22 protein-coding genes are annotated in these 23,412 nt (G+C 63.5%); 20 read left to right on the forward strand and 2 right to left on the reverse strand.

The window, feature by feature from the left end:
• Window positions 1–93 precede the first annotated feature (93 nt).
• From EG244_RS09525 to EG244_RS09585, 13 genes are all read left to right on the forward strand, one after another.
• The gene (locus tag EG244_RS09525) at window positions 94–1,707 is read left to right on the forward strand and encodes a L,D-transpeptidase family protein (protein WP_233588965.1); all 1,614 of its coding nucleotides are present in this window, start codon (window positions 94–96) and stop codon (window positions 1,705–1,707) included.
• On the forward strand, window positions 1,704–2,267 hold the full coding sequence (locus EG244_RS09530) for an RSP_2648 family PIN domain-containing protein (RefSeq protein WP_124964782.1): 564 nt from the start codon (window positions 1,704–1,706) through the stop codon (window positions 2,265–2,267). The genes EG244_RS09525 and EG244_RS09530 overlap by 4 nt, the downstream gene beginning before the upstream one ends.
• An 85-nt stretch (window positions 2,268–2,352) precedes the next feature.
• Window positions 2,353–3,267 (forward strand): YicC/YloC family endoribonuclease, encoded by a 915-nt coding sequence (locus EG244_RS09535; RefSeq protein WP_233588966.1) that lies wholly within the window; start codon window positions 2,353–2,355, stop codon window positions 3,265–3,267.
• 3 nt (window positions 3,268–3,270) lie between these two features.
• Window positions 3,271–3,909, forward strand: a complete 639-nt coding sequence (gmk, locus tag EG244_RS09540) for a guanylate kinase (RefSeq protein WP_124964783.1) — start codon at window positions 3,271–3,273, stop codon at window positions 3,907–3,909.
• A gap of 31 nt (window positions 3,910–3,940) precedes the next feature.
• Complete coding sequence (locus EG244_RS09545; RefSeq protein ID WP_124964784.1) at window positions 3,941–4,459, forward strand: gamma carbonic anhydrase family protein; 519 nt, start codon at window positions 3,941–3,943, stop codon at window positions 4,457–4,459.
• A 317-nt stretch (window positions 4,460–4,776) separates the two neighbouring features.
• Complete coding sequence (gene rpsD / locus EG244_RS09550; protein WP_124964785.1) at window positions 4,777–5,397, forward strand: 30S ribosomal protein S4; 621 nt, start codon at window positions 4,777–4,779, stop codon at window positions 5,395–5,397.
• 179 nt (window positions 5,398–5,576) lie between these two features.
• Window positions 5,577–6,119: a TIGR00645 family protein gene (locus EG244_RS09555; RefSeq protein ID WP_124964786.1), complete on the forward strand. Its 543-nt coding sequence runs from the start codon at window positions 5,577–5,579 to the stop codon at window positions 6,117–6,119.
• A gap of 85 nt (window positions 6,120–6,204) precedes the next feature.
• Window positions 6,205–7,293 carry a histidinol-phosphate transaminase gene (hisC, locus tag EG244_RS09560; RefSeq protein WP_124964787.1) on the forward strand — a complete coding sequence of 363 codons (1,089 nt, stop codon included), beginning with the start codon at window positions 6,205–6,207 and terminating at the stop codon, window positions 7,291–7,293.
• Window positions 7,290–8,237 carry a prephenate/arogenate dehydrogenase family protein gene (locus tag EG244_RS09565; RefSeq protein WP_124964788.1) on the forward strand — a complete coding sequence of 316 codons (948 nt, stop codon included), beginning with the start codon at window positions 7,290–7,292 and terminating at the stop codon, window positions 8,235–8,237. Before hisC ends, EG244_RS09565 begins: the two co-directional genes overlap by 4 nt.
• Window positions 8,238–8,239: 2 nt before the next feature.
• Complete coding sequence (locus EG244_RS09570) at window positions 8,240–9,250, forward strand: extensin-like domain-containing protein (protein WP_233588967.1); 1,011 nt, start codon at window positions 8,240–8,242, stop codon at window positions 9,248–9,250.
• Window positions 9,251–9,257: 7 nt separating this feature from the next.
• Window positions 9,258–9,590, forward strand: coding sequence for a GIY-YIG nuclease family protein (locus tag EG244_RS09575; protein ID WP_124964789.1), 333 nt, complete (start codon window positions 9,258–9,260; stop codon window positions 9,588–9,590).
• Between the two features lie 172 nt (window positions 9,591–9,762).
• Entirely contained in the window at window positions 9,763–11,040 is a 1,278-nt protein-coding gene (locus EG244_RS09580) for a solute carrier family 23 protein (protein ID WP_124964790.1), read from the forward strand.
• Window positions 11,041–11,165: 125 nt separating this feature from the next.
• Window positions 11,166–11,513, forward strand: a complete 348-nt coding sequence (locus tag EG244_RS09585) for a DMT family protein (RefSeq protein ID WP_124964791.1) — start codon at window positions 11,166–11,168, stop codon at window positions 11,511–11,513.
• Window positions 11,514–11,595: 82 nt separating this feature from the next.
• Here EG244_RS09585 and EG244_RS09590 read toward each other — a convergent pair whose 3' ends face one another.
• A complete protein-coding gene (locus tag EG244_RS09590; RefSeq protein ID WP_124964792.1) occupies window positions 11,596–11,802 on the reverse strand; it encodes a cold-shock protein in 207 nt (68 codons plus the stop codon).
• Between the two features lie 223 nt (window positions 11,803–12,025).
• On the opposite strand from EG244_RS09590, the gene EG244_RS09595 reads away from it, so the two are divergent.
• From EG244_RS09595 to EG244_RS09620, 6 genes are all read left to right on the forward strand, one after another.
• Complete coding sequence (locus EG244_RS09595) at window positions 12,026–13,846, forward strand: ABC-F family ATP-binding cassette domain-containing protein (protein ID WP_124964793.1); 1,821 nt, start codon at window positions 12,026–12,028, stop codon at window positions 13,844–13,846.
• 280 nt (window positions 13,847–14,126) lie between these two features.
• Window positions 14,127–15,710 (forward strand): ABC transporter substrate-binding protein, encoded by a 1,584-nt coding sequence (locus tag EG244_RS09600; protein WP_233588968.1) that lies wholly within the window; start codon window positions 14,127–14,129, stop codon window positions 15,708–15,710.
• Window positions 15,711–15,813: 103 nt separating this feature from the next.
• Complete coding sequence (locus tag EG244_RS09605) at window positions 15,814–16,797, forward strand: ABC transporter permease (protein WP_124964794.1); 984 nt, start codon at window positions 15,814–15,816, stop codon at window positions 16,795–16,797.
• A 73-nt stretch (window positions 16,798–16,870) separates the two neighbouring features.
• A complete protein-coding gene (locus EG244_RS09610) occupies window positions 16,871–17,797 on the forward strand; it encodes an ABC transporter permease (protein WP_124964795.1) in 927 nt (308 codons plus the stop codon).
• A complete protein-coding gene (locus EG244_RS09615) occupies window positions 17,794–18,777 on the forward strand; it encodes an ABC transporter ATP-binding protein (protein WP_124964796.1) in 984 nt (327 codons plus the stop codon). The genes EG244_RS09610 and EG244_RS09615 overlap by 4 nt, the downstream gene beginning before the upstream one ends.
• Window positions 18,770–19,762 carry an ABC transporter ATP-binding protein gene (locus tag EG244_RS09620; protein ID WP_124964797.1) on the forward strand — a complete coding sequence of 331 codons (993 nt, stop codon included), beginning with the start codon at window positions 18,770–18,772 and terminating at the stop codon, window positions 19,760–19,762. The genes EG244_RS09615 and EG244_RS09620 overlap by 8 nt, the downstream gene beginning before the upstream one ends.
• Window positions 19,763–21,203: 1,441 nt before the next feature.
• Here EG244_RS09620 and edd read toward each other — a convergent pair.
• On the reverse strand, window positions 21,204–23,009 hold the full coding sequence (gene edd / locus EG244_RS09625; RefSeq protein WP_124964798.1) for a phosphogluconate dehydratase: 1,806 nt from the start codon (window positions 23,007–23,009) through the stop codon (window positions 21,204–21,206).
• A 188-nt stretch (window positions 23,010–23,197) separates the two neighbouring features.
• On the opposite strand from edd, the gene EG244_RS09630 reads away from it, so the two are divergent.
• On the forward strand, window positions 23,198–23,383 hold the full coding sequence (locus EG244_RS09630) for an RSP_7527 family protein (RefSeq protein ID WP_124964799.1): 186 nt from the start codon (window positions 23,198–23,200) through the stop codon (window positions 23,381–23,383).
• Window positions 23,384–23,412 lie beyond the last annotated feature (29 nt).

The following is a 23,412-nucleotide window of genomic DNA, read 5'->3' on the forward strand; positions in this document are numbered from 1 at the left end:
GGATGGGTTCAGGGATATAGGTTGCGGGTTATGTACTTGTTTTCAGATAAATTCTACCCGTCAACACGGATGGTTTCTCAGCCGCTGTCGCGGATGGCACTTGTTATGGCGGCGGGCCTCATGCTGGCCGCGGGCGGCAGCGCTCAGGCGCAGGTCAGCGGGGCGGCCACGGGTGGCACGGCGGTCATGGTTCCCGCCACGGTGCCGCAGACCAGCGGATTTCGTCAGGCGCTCGCGGCAGCAGCTTCGGGGGATGAGGCCGTCCAGAGCTTTTTCCGCGATCGCGGCTATGACGCGTTCTGGACCGGGGAGGGGCCTGAGGGAATCACCCGGCGCGCGGCCCTTCTGGCGGCGCTCGACGGTGCGGACTTTCACGCGCTGCCGGTGAGTCGCTATGACGCCCGCGGGCTGCGGCTGGCTTTCGGGCAGCTGCGCTCTGAAGGGGATCGCGGCCGCCTTGAGATCCGCATGACCCGCGCGCTTCTTGATTACGCCCGCGACCTCAGCTCCGGAGTGCTGACGCCCGCACGCCTTGATCCTGGCATCGTGCGCACTCTGCCGCGCCCGGAAGAGCCCGCCGTTCTGGCGGCTTTTGCCGCGGATCCGCAGCGTCTTCTGAACAGCCTCAGCCCGCGCAATCCGGAATATGTCCGCCTGCTGCGCGCCCGCGCCGATCTGCAGCGTCAGATCGCGGGGGGTGGCTGGGGGCCGGGGATCGCGGCAAAATCTCTGCGCCCCGGCGCTCAGGGGCCGGAGGTCATTGCGCTGCGCGATCGTCTGTCGGCCATGGGCTATCTCAGCCGCAGTGCCACGGCGAGCTATGACGGGGCGATTGCCGCTGCGGTCCGGGCCTTTCAGGACGATCAGGGCCTGACCGCCGACGGCGTCGCCGGAGAGGCCACGCTGCGTGCGCTGAACACCGCTGCCGAAGACCGTCTCGCCGCTGTGACCGTCGCGATTGAGCGCGAGCGCTGGGCGAATATCCCGCGCGGCGATCGCCATATCTGGGTGAACCTCACCGATTACACGGTAAAGCTGATCGATGATGGCAAAGTCAGCTTTGAGACCCGCGCCGTCATCGGCTCGACCAAAGATGACAAGCGCACGCCGGAGTTCAGCCACCGCATGACCTATCTTGAGGTCAATCCCGACTGGACGGTGCCGCCGGGCATCATCCGGCGCGATTATCTGCCCAAACTCCAGGCCAACCCCAATGCGCTGGGCCATTTGAAGGTGGTGGACAGCCGGGGTCGTGAAGTGCCGCGCTCGGCGATCAATTTCGCCGCCTATAGTGCGCGCAATTTTCCCTTCAGTCTCAAGCAGCCGCCGGGGCCGTCCAATGCGCTGGGACGGGTGAAGTTTATGTTCCCCAACCCCTGGTCGATCTATCTGCATGACACCCCCGACAAACATCTCTTTGCGCGGGATGCGCGGGCGTTTTCGTCGGGCTGCGTGCGGCTGAATGATCCCTTTGATTTCGCTTATGCGCTGCTCGCGCGGCAGAGCGATGACCCGAAGGGGCTGTTTCAGCGGGTTCTGAACAGCGGCAAACAGACGCGGATCACTCTGGAAGAGCCGGTGCCGGTGCATCTCGATTACCGCACGGCCTTCTCCGATGCGCGGGGCAAAATGCAGTATCGCCGCGACATCTATGGCCGGGATGCGGTGTTCTATGCGGCTTTGGTGAAAGCGGGCGTGACCCCGTGAGTTTTGCCCACAGCCGACCGAAGCTTCTGCTCGATGCCTGCGTTCTCTTTCCGACCATCCTGCGCGAGATCCTGATCGGGGCCGCCGCCGGGGGGCTTTATCAGCCGCTCTGGTCGGCGCGTATCCTTGAGGAATGGGCGCGGGCCACCCGCAAGCTCGGCCCTGGCGCGGAAGATCAGGCGCGGGCCGAGATTGCGCTGCTGCGCGCCACCTGGCCTGGGGCCGAAGTCTCTCCCCCGCCCCATATTGCGGCGCGGCTGGTGCTGCCGGATGAGAATGACCTTCATGTTTTCGCCGCCGCGATCCATGCCGGGGCAGAGGCGATCATCACCGTCAATGCGGCCGATTTCCCGAAAGGCGTGCTCGCCTCTGAGGGGCTGGACCGGCGCGATCCGGATGGCCTGCTGTGGGAGATGGCCTCGCATCATCCCGAAGTGATGGCACGGGTCCTGGAGGCGGTGCGCGCCAAAGCGGAGGCCATTTCCGGCGAGCCTCAGGCGCTGAAGCCGCTGTTGAAACGGGCGCGTCTGGGTCGGCTGTCGCGGCTGATGGCGGGCTGAGACGGCAGCGCGCGGGCTTTCGCAGGGCTTTCCCCCTGCGGCGTCCTGTGGTTGAAGGGGGAAACACCACCCCCCGGAGCGCGCCATGAGCCAGACTGCACCGCTGTCGATGACTGCCTTTGCCGCCCGTCGTGGTCAGGGCGAAGGCGCATATGCCTCCTGGTCCTGGGCCTGGGATATGCGCTCGGTGAACGGCAAGGGCCTTGATCTGCGGCTGCGGGTGCCGGATTTCATCGAAGGGCTTGAGGCGGCGGTCCGGGCTGAGGCAGGAAAGCGGCTCAGCCGCGGCACTGTCAGCATCAATCTGAAGCTCGCGCGCGCGCAGGGCGCCGAGACCTTCCGCGTGAATGAGGCGGCGCTGGCCACCACCATCTCCGCGCTGGCCCGGGTTCAGGCCGCGGCCCTGGAGGCCGGGCTGGTTCTCGCGCCCACGACGGGGGGGGATGTGCTTTCCCTGCGCGGCGTGACCGAGGCGGCAGCCGGCGATGACAGTGAGGCCGTAGCGCTTCTGGCACCGTTGATGGCGGATTTTCACGCACTACTGGCCGATTTCAACGCCATGCGCGCCTCAGAGGGGGCGGCTTTGCGCGGCGTTCTTCTGGCGCAGATCGATGCCATTGAGGCGCTGACGATTGAAGCGCGCGCTGCCGCCGAGGCGCGTCGCCCGCGTCAGGCCGAGATCCTGCAGGAAAATGTCCGCCGCATTCTGGGCACCACCGAAGCCGATCCGGCGCGGCTGGCCCAGGAACTGGCGCTGCTTGCAGTCAAAGCCGATATCACCGAAGAGACCGACCGTCTGAGCGCCCATATCGCGGCCGCCCGTGCGCTTCTGGCGCAGGAGGCGCCGGTGGGGCGCAAATTCGATTTTCTGGCCCAGGAATTCAACCGTGAGGCCAATACGCTTTGCTCGAAATCGGGGGACATCGCGCTCACCCGGATCGGGCTTGATCTGAAACACCTGATCGACCAGATGCGCGAACAGGTCCAGAATCTGGAGTGACCGATGGCCCGTCGTGGTCTTTTGCTGATCCTCTCCTCGCCCTCGGGCGCGGGAAAATCCACGCTTGCCCGCCGCCTGATGGAGTGGGATCCGACGCTGAAATTCTCGGTCTCGGCCACCACGCGCAATCCGCGTCCGGGCGAAGAGGACGGCGTGCATTATCATTTCCGCGATCATGACACCTTCCGGAGCATGGTGGCGGCAGACCAGATGCTGGAGCATGCGGAAGTGTTCGGCAATTACTACGGCAGCCCCCGTGGCCCGGTCGAGCAGGCGATGCGCGAGGGGCGCGATACGCTGTTTGACGTCGACTGGCAGGGCGGGCAGCAGATCCGCAATTCGGCGCTGGGCCAGGATGTAGTCTCGGTCTTTATCCTGCCGCCCTCAATCGCAGAGCTGGAGCGCCGCCTGCGTGGCCGGGGTCAGGACAGCGAAGAGGTGATCGCGGGGCGCATGGCGAAATCGCAGGCCGAGATCAGCCATTGGGCGGAATATGACTATGTTCTGGTCAACCACGATATCGACGCCGCTGCGCGCGGGTTGATCACGATCGTCGAGGCCGAGCGGCTGCGCCGCGCCCGCCAGCCCGCGCTGGTGGATTTCGTGCGCGGCCTCGATACGGAATTTGCGGCGCTGAACTGAAGCCGCAGGGAGAACGGCAGAGAGGAGCGCCATGATCTACGCCTTGGAGGAATTTGAGCCCGAAATCGCCCCGGATGCCTTTGTGGCCCCGGGCGCGCAGGTGATGGGAAAGATCCGGCTGGAAGCGGGATCTTCGGTCTGGTTCAACGCCGTGCTGCGCGGCGATAATGAATGGATCACCATCGGGCGCGGCTCAAATGTGCAGGAGAACTGCGTCTTTCACACCGATATGGGCTATCCGCTGGTGGTGGGGGAGAACTGCACCATCGGCCATAAGGCGGTGCTGCATGGCTGCACCATCGGGGATGGGTCTCTGGTGGGCATGGGGGCGATCATCCTGAACGGCGCAAAGATCGGCAAAGGCTGTCTGATCGGGGCCGGCGCGCTGATCCCCGAGGGCAAAGAGATCCCCGATGGCGCTTTGGTCATGGGGGCGCCCGGCAAAGTGGTGCGGATGCTCGATGCGGAGGCGCAGGCGCAGCTTTTGAAAAGCGCGGAAGGTTACCGCAGGAATGCGCTTCGCTTCCGCCAGGGGCTGCGCGCGCTCTGAGATCCGGGGCGGCGCTCCTGGCTGAGCGCGCCGGGGAGGGCTGCCTGCCCTCCCCGGACCCCGCCCGGGAGTATTTGGAAAAAGCCAAAGTCAGGGCGGGGGCAAGTTTCGGGGCCGGGGGCGTTGACAGGGGCGGGAGGGCGGAGTATCAGCCCCGAGGTCCCGGTTTGCGCCGGGGCTTTTCATTGGTGTTGGGGGGCCTCGCAAGAGGAATCCTGTCGCCTGAAGGGCCGGTTGTCCGGTCCTGACGGAAAGGACAACGCCCTTCATGCTCCGCCCGATATCGGGCAGGGGCTTTTACTTTGAAGGAGATCAGCGTGACCAAACGGACCGCTGCCAAGTACAAAATTGATCGCCGCATGGGCGAAAACATCTGGGGCCGTGCCAAATCGCCGCTGAACAAGCGCGAATACGGCCCGGGCCAGCACGGCCAGCGCCGCAAGTCCAAACTGTCGGACTTCGGTATCCAGCTGCGCGCCAAGCAAAAGCTCAAAGGTTACTACGGCGACCTGACCGAAAAGCAATTCCGTAAAATCTACGGCGAAGCTGAGCGCGTCAAGGGCGACACCGGTGAGAACCTGGTGGGTCTGCTCGAGCGTCGTCTGGATGCAGTGGTTTACCGCGCGAAATTCGTGGCGACCATCTTCGCAGCCCGTCAGTTCGTGAACCACGGCCACGTCACCGTGAACGGCCAGCGCGTGAACATCGCTTCCTACCGCGTCAAAGAAGGCGATGTCATCGCTGTTCGTGACCGTTCGAAGCAGCTCGCGGTCGTTCTGGAAGCCGTTGCTCTGACCGAGCGCGACACCCCGGACTACCTGGAAGTCGACACCTCGAAGCTGACCGCGACCTTCGTGCGCACCCCGGCTCTCTCGGACGTTCCCTACCCGGTCGTCATGGAGCCGAACCTGGTCGTCGAATACTACGCGAAAAACTGATCCTGATCTTCAGGACCTGTTTGAAAGGCCGCGCTTTGCGCGGCCTTTTGCATTTGGCGCTCTGTTTTTTCAGGGCAGGCGGGGCGTGTCGCCGCAGGGGGAAAGATTTTTCATCTGCGGGATGAAATCCCGGTGGCGCTTCGCTATGTGGGAGACGAATTCTTACTGAGACGGGTCCCATGTCCGAAAAACCTACTGTTGAAGTGCGCTTCGAGCGGGTGCTGTTTGCCAGCCGCTGGCTGATGGCGCCGATGTATCTCGGCCTCGTGGTCACTTTGATGATGCTGCTGGCGATCTTTGTGCGCGACCTCTTTTATTACGTGCCGCAGGTCCTGACGATGAGCGCGGATCGCGGCATCCTGGTGGTGCTGACCTTTATCGATCTGACGCTGGCGGCCAATCTCATCGTCATCGTGCTGTTTTCGGGCTATGAGAACTTCGTCTCCAAGCTTGATATTCAGGATGCCAAGGACCGTCCGGGCTGGATGGGGACGGTGGATTTCTCGGGGCTGAAGATGAAGGTCATCGCCTCGATCGTCGCCATTTCGGCCATCTCGCTGCTGAAGCGTTTCATGGAAATCGGTGAGAGCGCGGCGGATGCGAAATACGGTGAGACGGAGTTGTTCTGGATGACCGTGATCCATCTGACCTTCGTTCTCTCGGGCGTTCTGCTGGCTGTGATGGACTGGTTCACCGCGCAGGCGAAATCGTCGAAATACTGATGGCCCGCAGGGGGCGTCTTTCCCTCTGGTCAGAGACGTAAGCCGGGGCTAGAACCCGCAGGAACTGATTGAAGCGAGCCGTCCCATGCACCCGACGATCCGCCCGCAGCCGGGCCTTCTGGATATTGCCCTTTATGAGGGAGGCCAGGCCCAGGTCGCAGGCGTCAGCAATGTCGTCAAGCTCAGCTCAAATGAGAATCCCTTCGGGGCTCCGGACCGCGCGCGTGAGGCTTTCACCCGCGCGGTTCACTCATTGCACCGCTATCCGAACACCGATCACCTGAGCCTGCGTCAGGCGATTGGTGAGGTCTGGGGGCTGGATCCCGCGCGGATCATCTGCGGTGTGGGCTCGGATGAGATCATCCATTTCCTCTGCCAGGCCTATGCGGGCCCCGGCGATGAGGTGATCCACACCGAGCACGGCTTTTTGATGTATAAGATCAGCGCGCTGGCGGCCGGGGCCACCCCGGTCTGCGTGCCGGAAGCTGACCGCGTGACGGATGTCGATGCGATCCTTGCGGCCTGCACTGAGCGCACGAAGCTGGTCTTTCTGGCCAATCCGAACAACCCCACCGGCACCATGATCGGCAATGGCGAGATGGCGCGGCTGGCCGCTGCTTTGCCGCCTCAGGTGCTGCTGGTGATCGACGGCGCCTATGCGGAATATGTTCAGGGCTATGATGCGGGGGCGTCATTGGTGGAGGGGCGTGACAATGTGATCATGACCCGGACCTTCTCGAAGATCTACGGGCTTGGTGGTCTGCGGGTGGGCTGGGGCTATGGTCCGCAGCATGTGATTGAGGTGCTGAACCGGGTGCGGGGGCCCTTTAACCTTTCGACCGTGGCGCTGGAGGTGGCAGAGGCCGCGGTGCGCGATCAGGATTTTCTGACCCGTTGCCGCAACGAGAATGCGCGGATGCGCGGTTGGCTGGCCGAGGCTCTGGCCGATTTCGGTGTGCCCTCGGATCCGTCTTTTGCCAATTTCATTCTGGCCCGTTTTGCCGATGCCGAAGAGGCAAAGGCCTGTGACGCTTTCCTCAAAGAGCGCGGGCTGATCGTGCGGATGGTGGCGGGTTACGGCCTGCCGCAGTGTCTGCGCATCACCATCGGCGATGAGCCGGGCTGCCGCCGCGTTGCCCATGCCATCGGCCAGTTCAAAGGGGTGCGCGAATGAGCGTGATCTATCCGCGTGTCGCCCTGATCGGGCTGGGGCTCATTGCCTCTTCCATGGCCCATGCCATGCGCGAAGCCGGGATCGTGGGAACGGTTGCCGGTCACGCAAAGTCCGAGGCCACGCGCAAAGCCGCGCTGGAGATCGGCTTTTGTGATGAGGTTTTCGCCACGGCCGCAGAGGCCGTGAAAGACGCCGATCTGGTCGTCCTGGCCGTGCCCGTGGGGGCTATGTCTGCCATTGCCGCGGAGATCGGCCCGCATCTGAAGCCCGGGGCCTGCGTCAGTGACGTGGGCTCGGTGAAACAGGCGGTGATTGAGGCGGTGGCCCCGCATATCCCCGAAGGCGTGGATTTCGTGCCCGCGCACCCCCTGGCGGGGACCGAGCATTCCGGCCCGCATTCGGGCTTTGCGAGCCTCTTTCGCAACCGCTGGTGTCTGCTGACGCCGACGCCGCAGAGCCGCCCGGAAGCCGTGGCGCAGCTACGGGCTTTCTGGGAGGGCATGGGGGCCAATGTCGATGAGATGGACGCCCCGCATCATGATCTGGTGCTGGCGGTTGTCTCGCATACCCCGCATCTGATCGCCTTTACCATGGTGGGCGTGGCCGATCACCTGGGGCGGGTCTCGAATTCAGAGGTCATTAAATATTCGGCCTCGGGGTTTCGGGATTTCACCCGGATTGCGGCCTCGGATCCGACGATGTGGCGCGATGTCTTTTTGACCAACAAAGAGGCGACCCTCGATATCTTAGGCCGCTTCACGGAAGAGCTGTTCATGCTGCAGCGTGCGATCCGCATGGAAGACGGTGAGCAGCTTCACGCTTACTTCACGCGCACCCGTGCAATCCGTCGTGGCATTATTGACGCGGGGCAGGATACTGCCGCACCGGACTTTGGCCGCGTGGCGGCTGCGGTGGGCGATACATCTCCGAATCGGAAGGAGTGAGGGTGATCAAAGCCTGGTGTCTTGCAGCGGTAGCCTTCGCCCTGGCCTCCGGGCCGCTTGTGGCTGCGCCTTTGCGCGACACGGCAGGATCCCTCGCCCCCTCTCAGACCATTCGCCCGCAGGCAAGGGGCGGCGCTGATGCGCTGCCGCAGCCTGTGGCCGCTGAAACCCAGGCTGATCTGGCCGCCGCCGCTTCGCTGGTTTCTTCTGATACTCTGCGCCCCCGCGCGCGGCCCGGGGCGACACTGGCCGCCGCGGTCAGCACCGCAGGCCCTGCGACACCCATCGGACTTTATCCGGCGCTGCGCCCGGCGGCCCGACCCGCAGGCATGGCCGTTGCGCGCACCGCGCAGGTCAGCCCGGCGCCCTCTGCGCCGCTGCGGCAGGGGCGGGGTGCCTCGCTGCACAATCCGAACGAGAATGGCGGTCAGGTGATCCCGGCTGCGGTCGTGCGGCCCGCGCCAGGGATCGGGGCCGGGGTCACCGGCACGCGCGGTGCCGTTTGTGGCGTGCCGGGGATCATGGGAGAGACCCTCTCGCCGATCGCCGCGCGGGTGGGGGGCTGCGGCATCGCCAACCCTGTGAAGATCACTTCGGTCAACGGCGTGCGCCTCAGCCAGGCGGCCACTATGGACTGCGACACCGCGCGGGCGCTGAACGCCTGGGTGCAGCGCGGGCTGAAGCCTGCCTTCGGGGCCACCAATGGCGGTGTGACGGGGCTGCAGATCGCCGGAAGCTATGTCTGCCGCACCCGCAACCACCGCGCAGGTGCGAAGATCTCCGAGCATGGCCGGGGCAGGGCCGTTGATATCTCCGGCATTCAGTTTGCCAATGGCGCGAAGCTCTCAATTCTGCGCGATTATAAGGGCCGTCAGGGGAGCCCGATCCGTGCCGCCCATCGCGCGGCCTGCGGGATTTTCGGCACCACCCTGGGGCCGGGGTCAGACGGCATGCACGAAGATCACCTGCATTTTGACACGGCCCGTCACCGTAACGGGGCCTACTGCCGCTGAGGGCATCATGACACAGACCGACCGCAAAGCTGCCATCGCCGCCTATAAAGAGCGGGCATCCGAGACCAGCGTCTATGCGGTCCTCTGCGAGGCCAGCGGTGAGACCTGGATCGGCACCACGCCCAATCCCGACACGCTGCAAAACCGGCTGTGGTTCACGCTGAAGATGGGCAGTGCGACCAATAAATCCATGCAGGCGGCCTGGGACAGCGCGGGTGAGGCGGCGTTTCGCTATGAGATCCTGGCGCGTTTTGACGATGAAAGCGCCATGGCCCGCAAAGACCGCGCCGAGACCCTTGCGCGTGAGCTGCGCGCCGAACGGGGCGCCGAAACGGCCTGACTTAAGCCCTTATTATTTGTCCAAATGGTCAAATAATAAGGGTTTTTACAGGGCTTTTCGGAATTTTAGCCCCGCTCCGGCACAGGATTGAGGCATTCGGGCTTTTTGCGCTGGCAATTCCGGCAGATCGGCGTAATCAGCCCTCACACCTCCGTTATCCCGAGAGACACGAATGGGCTATTTCCCGAACTGGCGCCCCGCGAGTGGCGCCACAGTGCTGCCGGATGAGAAGCTTCCTGCAGCCGCCGCCGTTCCGATGGCATTTCAACACCTTCTTGCCATGTCGGGCTCGACGATCCTGGCACCGATCATCATGGGGTTTGACCCCAATGTGGCGGTGTTCTTCTCGGGCATCGGCACGCTGTTGTTCTTCATCCTGACGGGGGGCCGGGTGCCGAGCTATCTCGGCTCGTCCTTTGCCTTTATCGCGGTGGTTCTGGCGGTGCTGAGTGCGCCGGGCGCGACCATCGGTCATGCGCTTGGCGGCATCGTCATCTGCGGTCTGATCTATGCGCTGATCGGGCTTGTGGTCATGGCAGTGGGTTCGGCCTGGGTTGAAAAGCTGATGCCGCCGGTGGTGACCGGCACCATCGGGATGGCCATTGGTCTGAACCTTGCGCCGGTCGCGATCAGCCAGCTTGGCAAGGGCGGTGAGGCTTCGGCGGGTCACATGACCATCGCGCTGCTGACCGTTCTCGCCATGGGTATGGTCTCCTGCTATGGCAGCCAGGCGCTGCGCCGGGTTTCGGTGCTGATGGCGATGATCTTTGGCTATGTGCTGGTGCTGGTTTTTGGCGGCCGCGTGGCGGGCGTCGATGCGATCGACTTCACCAAAGTGGCTGAGGCTGCCTGGTTCGGCCTGCCGAACTTCACCTCGCCGGTCTTTGAGTGGAGCCACATCACCATGATCGCCCCGGTCGCCATCGTGCTGGTGGCGGAAAACCTTGGCCATATCAAAGCGCTCGGCTCGATCACCGGGAAGAACATGGACGGCTATATCGGCCGTGGCTTCCTCGGCGATGGTCTGGCCACCATGATCGCAGGCTCGGGTGGCGGCACCGGTGTGACCACCTATGCCGAAAACATCGGCGTTATGGCGATGACCAAAGTCTATTCGACGCTGATCTTCCCGATCGCGGCGGTGATTGCGATCATCCTTGGCCTCTCGCCGAAATTCGGCGCGATCCTGCAGACCATTCCTGCTCCGGTGCTGGCCGGTCTGGCGGTTTCGGTCTTTGGTCTGATTGCCTCGGCCATGGCGCGGATCTGGGTCGACAATAAGGTCGATTTCTCGGACCCGCGGAACCTCTTTACGGCGGGTGTGGCGCTGATCCTGGGCGCAGGCGATTTCACCGTGACCTTTGGCGGCTTCGCTCTGGGCGGCATCGGCACTTCGACCTTCGCGGCGCTGGTGACCTATCAGCTGCTGGGCCTGAGCCGCAAAGCCTGAGGCTTTCGCGACTGACCCTTTGAAAGGCCCCGCTTCGCAGCCCGCAGCGGGGCTTTTCTGCATCTGGCGCGGCTGCGGCCGCTCGGCTAGGTCTGAGGGGGAAATCACTCAGAGAGTGCCCCTCTATGTCGCTTCCCATTCCTTTGATGACCATCGGCCTGCTGTTGCTGGCCAATGTCTTTATGACTTTTGCCTGGTATGGCCACCTGAAGCACCCGGGGGCTTCGCTGGTGACGGTGATCTTCATCAGCTGGGGGATCGCGTTTTTTGAATATGTGCTGCAGGTGCCCGCCAATCGCATCGGATATGGCTATTTCAACGCCGCACAGCTGAAGACCATTCAGGAGATCATCACCCTGTCGGTCTTTGCGGTCTTTTCAGTTTTCTGGCTGAAAGAGCCGCTGGGCTGGAATCACTTTGTGGGCTTCGCCTTTATCGCGGCGGGGGGCTTTTTCATCTTCCACAAATGGTGAGCGATGCCACCCGGGCCTCTCGAAAGAGGCATATGAAAAAGCCCGCCGGGAGGCGGGCTTTTAAGGCTCTGAGGCGGCCGGATCAGGCCAGCACGATATTGGTCGCGGATTCGCGGCCGTCGCGCGATTTTTCGATGTCAAAGGTCACCGGCTGGCCGTCTTTCAGCGAATTGATGCCGGCACGCTCAAGCGCGGTGATGTGAACGAAAACGTCCTTCGACGAGCCTTCCGGCGCGATAAAGCCGTAGCCTTTGGTGGTGTTGAACCATTTCACGGTGCCATTGGCCATTGTGAAACCTCCTGTCTGATGCCGCCCACGGAATGTGACGGCCCGGCGCAGTCAAGTCAGATCGGAGTCGAGGCGCCAGGGGCAGACCGGTGTCGATAGAAAGACGTCGCAGGCTCACGATGCCACGAAAGAGAGATATTGCAAGAAAATTTTAAGGCCGCCTGAGGCTGTGCTGAACCTGCCCGCTTGACCCTGAGCAGAGGCTGTCCTAGTGGCCTTGGGTATGGCACGCGCACCCCTTCTCCAGCTCTCCGGTATCACGCTCACCTTTGGCGGAAACCCTGTTTTTGATGACCTTGACCTTGTGGTCCAGGCCGGCGACCGTATGGCGCTGGTCGGGCGCAACGGTTCGGGCAAATCCACCCTGATGAAGGTGATGGCCGCCCTGGCGGAGGCCGATCAGGGCAGCCGGGTGGTCCCGCCGGGCATCACCGTCGGCTATATGGAGCAGGACCCCGATCTTTCGGGTTTTGCGACACTTGGCGATTACGCCTCAGCCGCTTTGCCCGATGGCGAAGACTGGAAGATCGCGGCCGTGGCCGAGGGGCTGCGCTTTGATCCGGAAACCCCGGTCTCGACCGCTTCGGGCGGGGAGCGGCGGCGCGCGGCGCTGGCGCGGCTCATGGCCTCTGAGCCTGAGCTGATGCTGCTGGACGAGCCGACCAACCACCTCGACATCGCGGCCATCGAATGGCTGGAGAATGAGCTGTCGACCACGCGCTCGGCATTCGTTCTGATCTCGCACGACCGCGCCTTCCTGAAGCGACTGACCAAAGGCACGCTTTGGATTGACCGCGGGCAGGTGCGGCGGCGCGAATCGGGCTTTGATGGCTTTGAGGACTGGCGTGACACCGTCTGGGCCGAAGAAGACGCCGCCCGCCATAAACTTGACCGTAAGATCAAGGCCGAAGCAAAATGGGCCGTTGAGGGCATCTCGGCGCGGCGTAAGCGCAATATGGGCCGCGTCCGCGCGCTCGATGCGCTTAAGGCTGAGCGCTCGTCGCAGATCCGCCGTCAGGGCACTGCGGCCATGGAGATCGAATCCGCGCCGACCTCCGGCAAGCGGGTGATTGAGGCCACCGGGATCACCAAAGACTTCGGTCACGGCCCGGTCATTAAAGATTTCGACCTGCGCGTCATGCGCGGCGACCGGATCGCTTTCGTCGGCCCCAACGGGGCGGGCAAGACGACGCTTCTGAAGATGCTGACCGGCGAGATGGCCCCCGACAGCGGCACCGTGGTGCTGGGCACCGGCCTTGAGGTCGCGGTCTTTGATCAGGCGCGTGCCCAGCTTGATCCCGAAGCCACGCTCTGGGACAGCCTGACCAATGACCCGCAGATGCTGGTCTCGGGCGCGTCGGATCAGGTCATGGTGCGCGGGGTTCCCAAGCACGTCGTGGGCTATCTGAAAGACTTCCTCTTTGACGAGCGCCAGGCGCGGGCACCGGTCAAAAGCCTCTCGGGCGGCGAAAAGGCACGTCTGCTGCTGGCGCGGCTGATGGCACGCGAATCAAACTTCCTGATCCTTGACGAGCCGACCAACGATCTTGACGTCGAAACCCTTGATCTGCTGCAGGACATCCTGGGGGATTTCCCGGGCACCGTTCTGCTGGTCAGCCACGACCGCGATTTCATCGACCGCGTGGCAACCGCCACGGTGGTTCTGGAAGGTCAGGGCAGGGCGACCGTTTATGCCGGTGGCTGGAGCGATATGCTGATCCAGCGCGGCGGCAATCCGGTCGCGCTCTCGGTCTCTAAATCGGGCAAATCCTCGGCCCCTTCGGCTGCACCTGTGGCCAAAGCGGCTCCGGTGAAATCCGGCCTGAGCTTCACCGATAAAAAGCGCCTCGAAGATCTGCCCGCGGTCATGGAGCGCTTTGAAGCGGAAATCGGCAAGCTGAACGAGCTTCTTGCGAGCCCGGATCTCTTCACCCGGGAGCCGGTCAAGGCCCGGCGCGCCTCAGATATGCTGCTCGAGCGGCAGGCCGCGCTGGCCGCCGCAGAGGAAGAATGGCTCGCGCTGGAGGAAAAGGCTTCCGGTTGACTTTAGGACAGCCTGAAGTTGAGATACGCCCCGGATCGCTTCCGGGGCGCGTTCATTATCGGCGCTCCGCTGATTCTGACGACCCCGGGTCAGAAATGTTTATCACGCCTGCGTTATAATGCCCCGTTTTTCAGAAATTCAGGCACAATACGGAGCGTCGGAATTGACGCTTACAAACGTCATTCGTTACATCACAGACTTCACCGCTCCGGGGGAGCGGGAATGGTATGGGACTGCCGGTCAGCGGTCCCGGTTCTCAGGAGGAGCCCAGATGACTCATATGCCCCGATTCAGCCGCGCCACAGCCGGCCTTATGCTTTCGGCTGCCACCCTGGCGCTGAGCCTTACGGCCGCAGATGCAAACACCATCCGCTGGGCCCGTTCGGCCGATGCGCTGACGCTGGATCCGCATTCGCAGAATGAAGGTCCGACCTCGACGCTGCTGCATCACATCTATGAGACTCTGGTTCTTCGTGAAACCGACGGCTCGCTGACCCCGCGTCTGGCCACCGAGTGGAGCATCCATCCCGAAGATCCCTCGATCTGGGTCTTTAAGATCCGCGAAGGCGTAAAGTTCCACGACGGCGCTGATCTGACCGCCGAAGACGTGGTGTTCTCGTTCAACCGCGTGAAGGCTGAGTCCTCGGGCTTCCGTGCGCTGCACGCGGCTGCCGTTTCGGCTGAGGCCGTGGATGATCACACCGTCCACATCAAAACGAACGGTCCCTCGCCGCTTTACGTTCAGAACCTGACGAACTTCTTCATCGTCGACAAAGACTGGGCCGAAAAGAACAACGTTGTTGAGCCGCAGAACTTCGCTGCCGGTGAAGACAATTTCGCCGTGCGCAACACCAATGGCACCGGCCCCTACAAGCTGGTCTCGCGCGATCCGGAAGTGAAAACCGTTCTGACGCTGAACGAGAACCACTGGGCCGAGAAGCCGCAGGTGACCGAGGTGATCTATACCCCGATCGCCGAAGCTGCGACCCGCGTGGCCGCTCTGCTCTCGGGTGAGATCGATTTCGTGCAGGACGTGCCGGTGCAGGACGTGAACCGCCTGCAGGAGACCCCCGGTGTCACCGTGGTCAACGGCCCGGAAAACCGCTCGATCTTCTTCGCCTATGACGTCTCGTCGCCGAAGCTGCGTTCGGGCAATGTCGATGACAACCCCTTCGCCAAACAGGCTGTCCGCGACGCGATCCATATGTCGATCGACCGCGATGCGATCAAACAGGTCGTGATGCGCGGGCAGTCGCAACCCGGCGCCATGCCGCTGCCGCCCTTCGCCAATGGCTGGACCGCCGAGCTTGATGCCTATGACAAGCCGGATTACGCCAAAGCGGCTGAGCTGGTCAAAGAGGCCGGCTATCCCAATGGCTTCAGCTTTGACATGAACTGCTCGAACGACCGCTATCTCAACGATGAGGCGATCTGTCAGGCCGTTGTGGCGATGCTCAGCCGCGCCAATATCAAAGCGAACCTGGTGTCGCAGTCGCGCAACCTGCACTTCCCGCTGATCGAGAAGCGCGAGAGCGACTTCTATCTGCTGGGCTGGGGCGTGCCGCCCTTCGATTCGCAATATGTCTTCGACTTCCTCGTGCATACGCCGGGCGGCAGCTATGGCTCGTATAACGGTGGTCAGTATTCGAACCCGGACCTCGACAAGAAAATCGAGGCTCTGGCGACGATGACCGATCTTGAGGCCCGCAATGCGTCGATCGCGGAAATCTGGAAAGTCGTGATGGATGAGAAGATCATCCTCAACATCCACAACCAGGTGCTCGCCTATGCGATGAAAGACGGCATCAACCTCGCCGTTCACCCGGAAAACCAAGCCAATATGTCGACGGTCACCTACAAGTGATCTGATCGGTCGGGCCGGGGCAGGCGCCCCGGTCCGGTCACTCGCCAGAGCCGCCGGTGCATCGCATCGGCGGCTTTGCCAGCCAGGGGATGTCCAAACACCCATGCTCGCCTATTCACTTCGCAGAGTTCTGCAATCGATCCTCGTTATGCTGGTCGTTGCCCTGATCTCTTTCGCCCTGTTTCGTTTCGTTGGTGACCCGGTTAACTCCATGGTGGGCCAGGAAACCTCTCTCGCAGACCGTGAGGCGCTGCGCCGTCAGCTCGGTCTCTATGACCCCTTTGTGGTGCAGTTCTGGAATTTCATCACCCGCGCCGTGCAGGGAGATTTCGGGATCTCTTACCGGCTGCAGGAGCCGGTGATGAAGCTCATCCTGTCGCGTCTGCCCGCAACGCTTGAACTGGCGCTGGTCTCCGGCACCGCCGCCTTCATTCTCGGTGTGGGCTTTGGCGTCTATACCGCGCTGAACCGCCGGGGCCTGGCCTCGAACGGGATTATGACGCTCTCGCTGATCGGGGTCTCGCTGCCGACCTTCCTGATCGGCGTGCTGCTGATCTGGGTCTTCGCGGTTGAGCTGAAATGGCTCCCCTCCTTTGGTCGCGGCGATACCGTGGCGCTGACCTCCTGGTGGACGACCGGCTTCCTGACGCCCTCGGGCCGGGCCTCGCTGGTGCTGCCGGCGGTGACGCTGGGGCTTTATCAGATGACGCTGATCATGCGCCTTGTGCGCGCGGAGATGCTGGAAGTTCTGCGCACCGATTATGTGAAATTCGCCCGCGCCCGTGGGTTGTCGCAGCGTGCCATTCACTTTGGTCACGCGCTGAAGAACACCATGGTGCCGGTGATCACCGTCATGGGCCTGCAGCTCGGCTCGATCATCGCGTTTTCGATCATCACTGAAACCGTATTCCAGTGGCCCGGGATCGGCTCGCTGTTCATCAATTCGGTGAAGGCTGTCGATGTGCCGGTGATGGCGGCTTACCTCATGATGATCGCGGCGATTTTCGTCATCATCAACCTGATCGTCGACATCCTTTATTACATCGTGGACCCGCGTCTGCGGCTGGATGGCGGGGGCAAGCACTGATGCGAGCGCCCCTCCACGCCCTTCGCGGCGGCCTCTGCCGCCAGATCTCCCTTCCGATGACCGGAGCCCGCAGATGAGCCAATCCACCAGTAAACTGGCCCGAATGTGGGACAGTGACGTCGCCTATAGTTTCCGCCGCTCGCCGGTGACTATCATTGCGGCCATTGTGGCGCTGACGATCATCCTTGGGGCGGTCTTCGCGCCCTGGATCGCGCCGCATAACCCCTTTGACCCCTCATCGCTGAACCTGATGGACGGCTTCTCGCGTCCGATGGTGCCCAATGAGTTCTCGGGCAATACCTATCTGATGGGGACCGACAACCAGGGCCGCGATATCTTCTCGACCATCCTTTACGGCGCGCGGATCTCGCTTTTCGTGGGCTTTGCGGCTGTGGCCTTCGGGATGATCCTCGGGATCACTGCGGGCCTTGTCGCCGCCTGGCGCGGTGGCTGGGTTGACAGCCTGCTGATGCGCATCGCCGATGTGCAGCTCTCCTTCCCCTCGATCCTGATCGCGCTGCTGATCTTCGGCATCGCGCGCGGCGTGATCCCGACGAATATGCGCGAGACCATGGCGATCTGGGTGCTGATCGTGGCCATTGGCCTCTCGGACTGGGTGCAGTTTGCCCGCGTCGTCCGTGGTGCGGCCATGGTTGAGAAGAACAAAGAATATGTCCAGGCCGCCCGCGTCATCGGCGTGCATCCGGCCCGGATCATCTTCTCGCATATTCTGCCCAATGTGCTTGGCCCGGTGCTGGTGATCGCCACCATCTCGCTGGCCCTCGCCGTCATCTCTGAGGCAACGCTGTCGTTCCTTGGGGTGGGTGTGCCGCCGACCCAGCCCTCGCTGGGCACGCTGATCGGCAATGGCCAGAAATATCTCTTCTCCGGCGAATGGTGGATCCTTCTGTTCCCCTCCGCCACGCTGCTTGCGCTGGCGCTCTCGGTCAACCTGCTGGGTGACTGGCTGCGCGACGCTCTGAATCCGAGGCTGAAATGACAAAGCCGCTGCTTTCCGTCCGCGACCTGAAGGTTGAATTCCCGACCCGCCGCGGTGTGCTGACCGCGCTGAACGGCGTCTCCTTTGACATCATGCCGGGCGAAGTCCTGGGCATGGTCGGTGAATCGGGTGCCGGCAAATCGCTGACCGGCGCTTCGATCATCGGCCTGCTGGAGCCGCCGGGCCGCATCGCCGGGGGCGAGATCCTGCTGAAGGGAGAGCGGATCGACAATATCTCCCCGGACGCCATGCGAAAAGTGCGCGGCAAGCGCATCGGCATGGTCTTCCAGGATCCGCTGACCTCGCTGAACCCGCTCTATACGGTCGCCAAACAGCTGACCGAGACCATTATGACCCACCTCCCGGTCTCGGCCTCTGAGGCGCGCAGGCGGGCCATCGCGCTGCTGGACCGCGTCGGCATCCCGGCGGCCGCGCGCCGCATCGACGACTACCCGCACCACTTCTCGGGCGGGATGCGCCAGCGCGTGGTCATCGCGCTTGCGCTCTGCGCCGAGCCGGAACTGGTCATCGCTGATGAGCCGACGACGGCTCTCGACGTCTCGGTTCAGGCTCAGATCATCGATCTGATCAAAGAGATCTGCGCCGAGCGCAACGCCGCCGTCATGCTGATCACCCACGACATGGGCGTGATCGCTGAGACTGCCGACCGCGTCGCCGTGCTTTACGCCGGGCGTCTGGCTGAGATCGGTACCGTCCATGACGTGATCACCCGGCCTGAGCATCCCTATACCCAGGGGCTCATGGGCTCGATCCCGACCCTGACCCAGGAAAGCGATCGCCTGATCTCGATCCCGGGATCAATGCCGCGGCTGAACGCCATCCCGCCGGGCTGCGCCTTCAATCCGCGCTGCACCCAAACCTTCGGCCGCTGCACGGCGGAACGCCCCGATCCGATCGCGCGTCCCAATGGCCGTCAGGTCGCCTGCTGGCTTTACGATGAGGAGAAGGCCCATGGCTGAGCCCCTGATCCGCGTTGAGAACCTCTGGCGCAAATTCGACGTCTCAAAACCCTTCCTGAACCGGGTCATTGAGCGCGAAGAGAAACAGTTCCTGACCGCTACCGCGGATGTCTCCTTTGAGATCAACCGCGGCGAAACCTTTGCCCTCGTGGGCGAATCCGGTTCGGGCAAATCGACCATCGCCAAGATGATGGTCGGCCTTGTCGGCATTTCGGGCGGCAAAATCTCCTTCGACGGCCGCGATATGGCGGGGCTCTCCCCCAAAGAGCTTCGCGATCTGCGCCGCCGCTTCCAGATGATCTTCCAGGACCCCTTCGCCTCGCTGAACCCGCGCTGGCGGGTGGGGGATATCATCGCTGAGCCGATGATCACCTTCGGCATGGCCAATGCCACCGACGCCCGCAAAGAGGCCGAGCGCCTCCTCGGCGTGGTGGGCCTCTCGGCGAAAGATGCGGAAAAATTCCCGCATGAATTCTCCGGCGGCCAGCGCCAGCGGATCGCCATTGCCCGCGCGCTCTCGTCCAAGCCCGAGTTCATCGTCTGCGACGAGCCGACCTCTGCGCTCGACGTCTCGGTCCAGGCACAGATCCTCAATCTGATGCGCGATCTGCAGGATGAGCTGGGCCTGACCTATCTCTTCATCAGCCATGACCTCTCCGTGGTGCGCCATATGGCCAACCGCATCGGCGTGCTCTACCTCGGCCGCCTTGTCGAAGTCTCCGAGGCCAAGGCCCTCTTCAAAGAGCCGCAGCACCCCTATACCCGGATGCTGCTCGAAGCGGTCCCCGATCTCGCGCTCTCCGGCCGGCGCCGCAAATCGGTCGAGGGGGAAATCCCCAACCCGATCTCGCCGCCCCCGGGCTGCTCCTTCCACCCGCGCTGCCCTCTGGTGCGCCCCGAGTGCAAACTCGCGATCCCCGGGCGCCGCCCGACCCCGATCGGCTCGGCCGCCTGTATCGCCATCGGCGAAACCGCGACCCTGTAAGCTTAAAAACGCCGCGGGCTCATCCCCCGCGGCGTTGTCTTTGGCTTTTCTTAAATACTCATCTTCACACGCAGCCGATCAGGATGCCCTCACCGGCCCCCGCATCAGAGCAGGTTCCCCCCCCCCCTGCCGTTTCAGAACAGAAGTTCATCGAGCCTGTTCCGAGGGCCCCCCGGCAATCGCGGTGAAGATCGCGCTGAGACCGGCGAAGGGTTCGCTGCCGCCGAACGTGCCGGTCCCGATGATCGCCTCCATGCCTTCGCAGCCAAAGCCCCCTCATCATCACCAGCAAACTGCGCATTCCTGCTGCTCACCGCGATGGGGCGCATCAGATTGTCCGCGAGAGGGCTGCCGGTAACAGCGAGGTGTTCATCGGTGAGGAAAGCTTACAAACCCTGACAGGAATTATGAGAATATGCCTATTCCTCACAGAGGCGTGATTTCGCCAAGACGCCCGGCGCGGCAACAGCAGCCATGCGCCCGTTGCCGTGACTGATCGCTTAGGTGCAGACCGCGTCTGGCGTACTGACAGGCGTTGCTCAGGTGTGATCGTGACCACGGTTCAGATCTCAGCCATCCGCTACAGTCCTTCGGCCCCGATCCCGGATCCGTCCTTGTCGAAGGGATCTCTCAGCTTACGGCGCGCGCGCGCCTGGCATTGGGCGATGACGGCAGGATGCCGCCTTTGCGGGTGGTTTTGATCCGGCGGTTACAAGCCCTTCACCGGCCTCGCCCAGAGCGTTTTGCGACCATCCTTCGTCCGCAGGACTCCGTTAAAGCCTTCGCTGCGCCATCCGGATCGATGGGAATAAACTCGCCGGGCAGATCATCTGCGCTCCTTCCGCAGGGTCACCCTGGGCCAGCCCCCGAAGATCGCCGAGCTTTGCAGCCCCGGGTCCAGGAGTGAGGTCGGGCGCTGTTATGTTCCAAGCGGCTCGCACGGCCCCAAAGCGGCCTGGCTCCGCGCTGAACTGGTCCGTTTCAACGCTTCGGCCAATTGCTCAACGACCTGGGCGAGCCGGACGGCGGCCCCTGCCTGCCCAATCGGTGAGCTCCGCTGCAGAGCCAGCCTGTCGCGACCTTTTCTGAAATCGACGGGCCAGGTGGCGCTCGGGATCCGCCTCCCCGGCGTCGGCCTCAGGATGAAGGCCCGCCAAAGGCACGGAGAAAATGGCCGACGGAAAGCCGGTTCGCCTGCAGGCCGTGGTGCCGCGCCACCTCACCTCCGGATGCATCCTTCTCAAGCGTCCAAGGCAGGGTCCGCGCCTTCGCCACCGGCGATGGCCAGAGGCAAATCCATCAACACGCGGCGGTGTGAGAAACGCAATTTGAACCAGGATTGCAAAACGCATTCCCATCAGACAACGGGCATAGGCTCGCAGCTGTCTTTACCGCGGAGAATGAGGCGGACAGCGACCGCTTTCACCGATCCGCATCGCGCTCACCACAGGATCGAAGCGCCATTTTCCGCCCCCGAAGCCCGCGCCCGCAGCCCCGCAAAGAGCTCGCGCCCGGTGCCAAAATCGTTCGCCGAGAGATCCGCCACCGCCACAGGGCGCTCTGCGAAGCCCGGTTCCAGCACGATAAGCTCGCCGCTGCCGGCATCAAGCCGCACCAGGTCGCCATCGCGCAGCCGCGCCAGCGGTCCGCCATCCGCCGCTTCCGGGCTGAGGTGGATGGCTGCCGGAACTTTACCGGAAGCTCCCGACATCCGCCCGTCCGTCAGCAGCGCGACCCGCAGACCCCGGGCCTGCAGAACCGAAAGCACCGGCGTCAGCCCGTGCAGCTCCGGCATCCCATTGGCCCGCGGCCCCTGAAAGCGCACGGCAATAATGACATCTGACGTGAACTCTCCGGCGCGGAAGGCCTCTTTTACGGCCTCCTGGGTCTGAAACACCCGGGCAGGCGCTTCGATCAGATGGCGATCCTCAGGGATCGAAGAGACCTTCATCACCCCGCGCCCCAGATTTCCCTGCAAAGCGACAAGGCCGCCGCTGGGTTGAAAGGGCGCCGCAACGGGCCGCAGAATCCGGTCATTCAGCGAGGCCCCCGAGACGCTCTGCCATGACAGAGCCCCCTCGCGCAGCACCGGCTCTTCGGCATAGGCCGAGAGGCCCCGACCGGCGACGGTCGCCACATCCTCATGCAGCAGCCCCGCATCCAGCAACTGACGCACCAGCCAGGCGATGCCGCCCGCAGCGTGGAAATGGTTCACATCCGCCAGACCATTGGGATAGACCCGCGCCAGCAGCGGCACCACCTCTGAGAGATCGGCAAAATCGGATATGTCGAGCAGGATCCCCGCCGTCCGCGCCATGGCCGGAAGATGCAGCACCAGATTGGTCGAGCCCCCGGTTGCCATCAGCCCGACGATGCCGTTCACAAAGGCCTTTTCGCTCAGCACATGGCCTGCGGGGGTGAATTCGGCTCCCCGCGCGGTGATCGCGGCCGCGCGTGCGACCGCCGCTTCCGTCAGCGCGCTGCGCAAAGGCGTGCCGGGGTTCACAAAGGCCGCGCCCGGCAGATGGAGGCCCATCAGCTCCATCAGCATCTGATTGGTATTGGCCGTGCCGTAAAAGGTGCAGGTACCCGAGCCGTGATAGCTGGCCATCTCCGCCGCCATCAATTCCGCCCGGCTGATCTCTCCGGCCGCAAAGCGCTGGCGCACCTTCGCCTTTTCGTCATTCGGCAGTCCTGAGGTCATCGGGCCTGCGGGCACAAAGACCGCCGGAATATGGCCAAAGCTTGCCGCCGCCATCACCAGACCGGGCACGATTTTATCGCAGACCCCAAGCCAGAGTGCGGCGTCAAAACAGTCGTGGCTCATGGCGACGCCTGAGGCGAGCGCAATGACATCGCGCGACATCAGGCTCAGCTCCATGCCTGCGCGGCCCTGCGTCACGCCGTCACACATCGCCGGCACGCCGCCTGCGACCTGGGCCGTGGCCCCGGCGCGGCGGGCGTAGTCGCGGATCTGGGCGGGATAATCCTCATAGGGACGATGCGCCGAAAGCATATCGTTATAGGCGGTCACGATGCCGATATTCGGGGCCGCCGCCGCGGCGATCGCCGCCTGATCCGGACCGGCCCCCGCCGAGGCATGGGCCGCATTTGAGCAGTCGAGATGCGCGCGGGCAGGGCCGATGGCTGCCGCCCGCTCCAGACGCTCCAGATATCGCCCGCGGGTCTCAGACGACCGGGCCACGATGCGGCGGGTCACTTCAGCGATGCGCGAATGGATGGTCATATAGGCTCCGGGACGGGCAGGTGTGCCCCTTAAATGTAGGTTCCGCGTTGCACAGACACAAGCAATCGCCACCCAAAGGCGCGGGCATTGCGCCAGGCGCATGGCGGCTCTGCACTGCAGCATCATTGTGCAATCGCAGCATAAGGCCCATTTGGGGGACAACGCAGCAGAAATTTCCGGAGCCTGTCATGAGCAAATCTTTCACTCCCGCCGCCCCCCTGACCCCGCAGGAACTCAATACCATCCTCCGCGAAGCCCGCGCCCACCGCGCCCGCGTTCTGGCGAAGGGTGTCTCGGCCATCGCGCAGCGTCTGCGTGCGCTCTTTGGGGCCGGTTCGCGGACTGCGGGCAAAGGTCAGAACCGCGCGGTCTGATCCTCTCTCCGCCTCTCTGAAAAGACGGC

This window comes from Falsigemmobacter faecalis (assembly GCF_003863335.1).
In the GTDB taxonomy this organism is placed as follows: domain Bacteria; phylum Pseudomonadota; class Alphaproteobacteria; order Rhodobacterales; family Rhodobacteraceae; genus Wagnerdoeblera; species Wagnerdoeblera faecalis.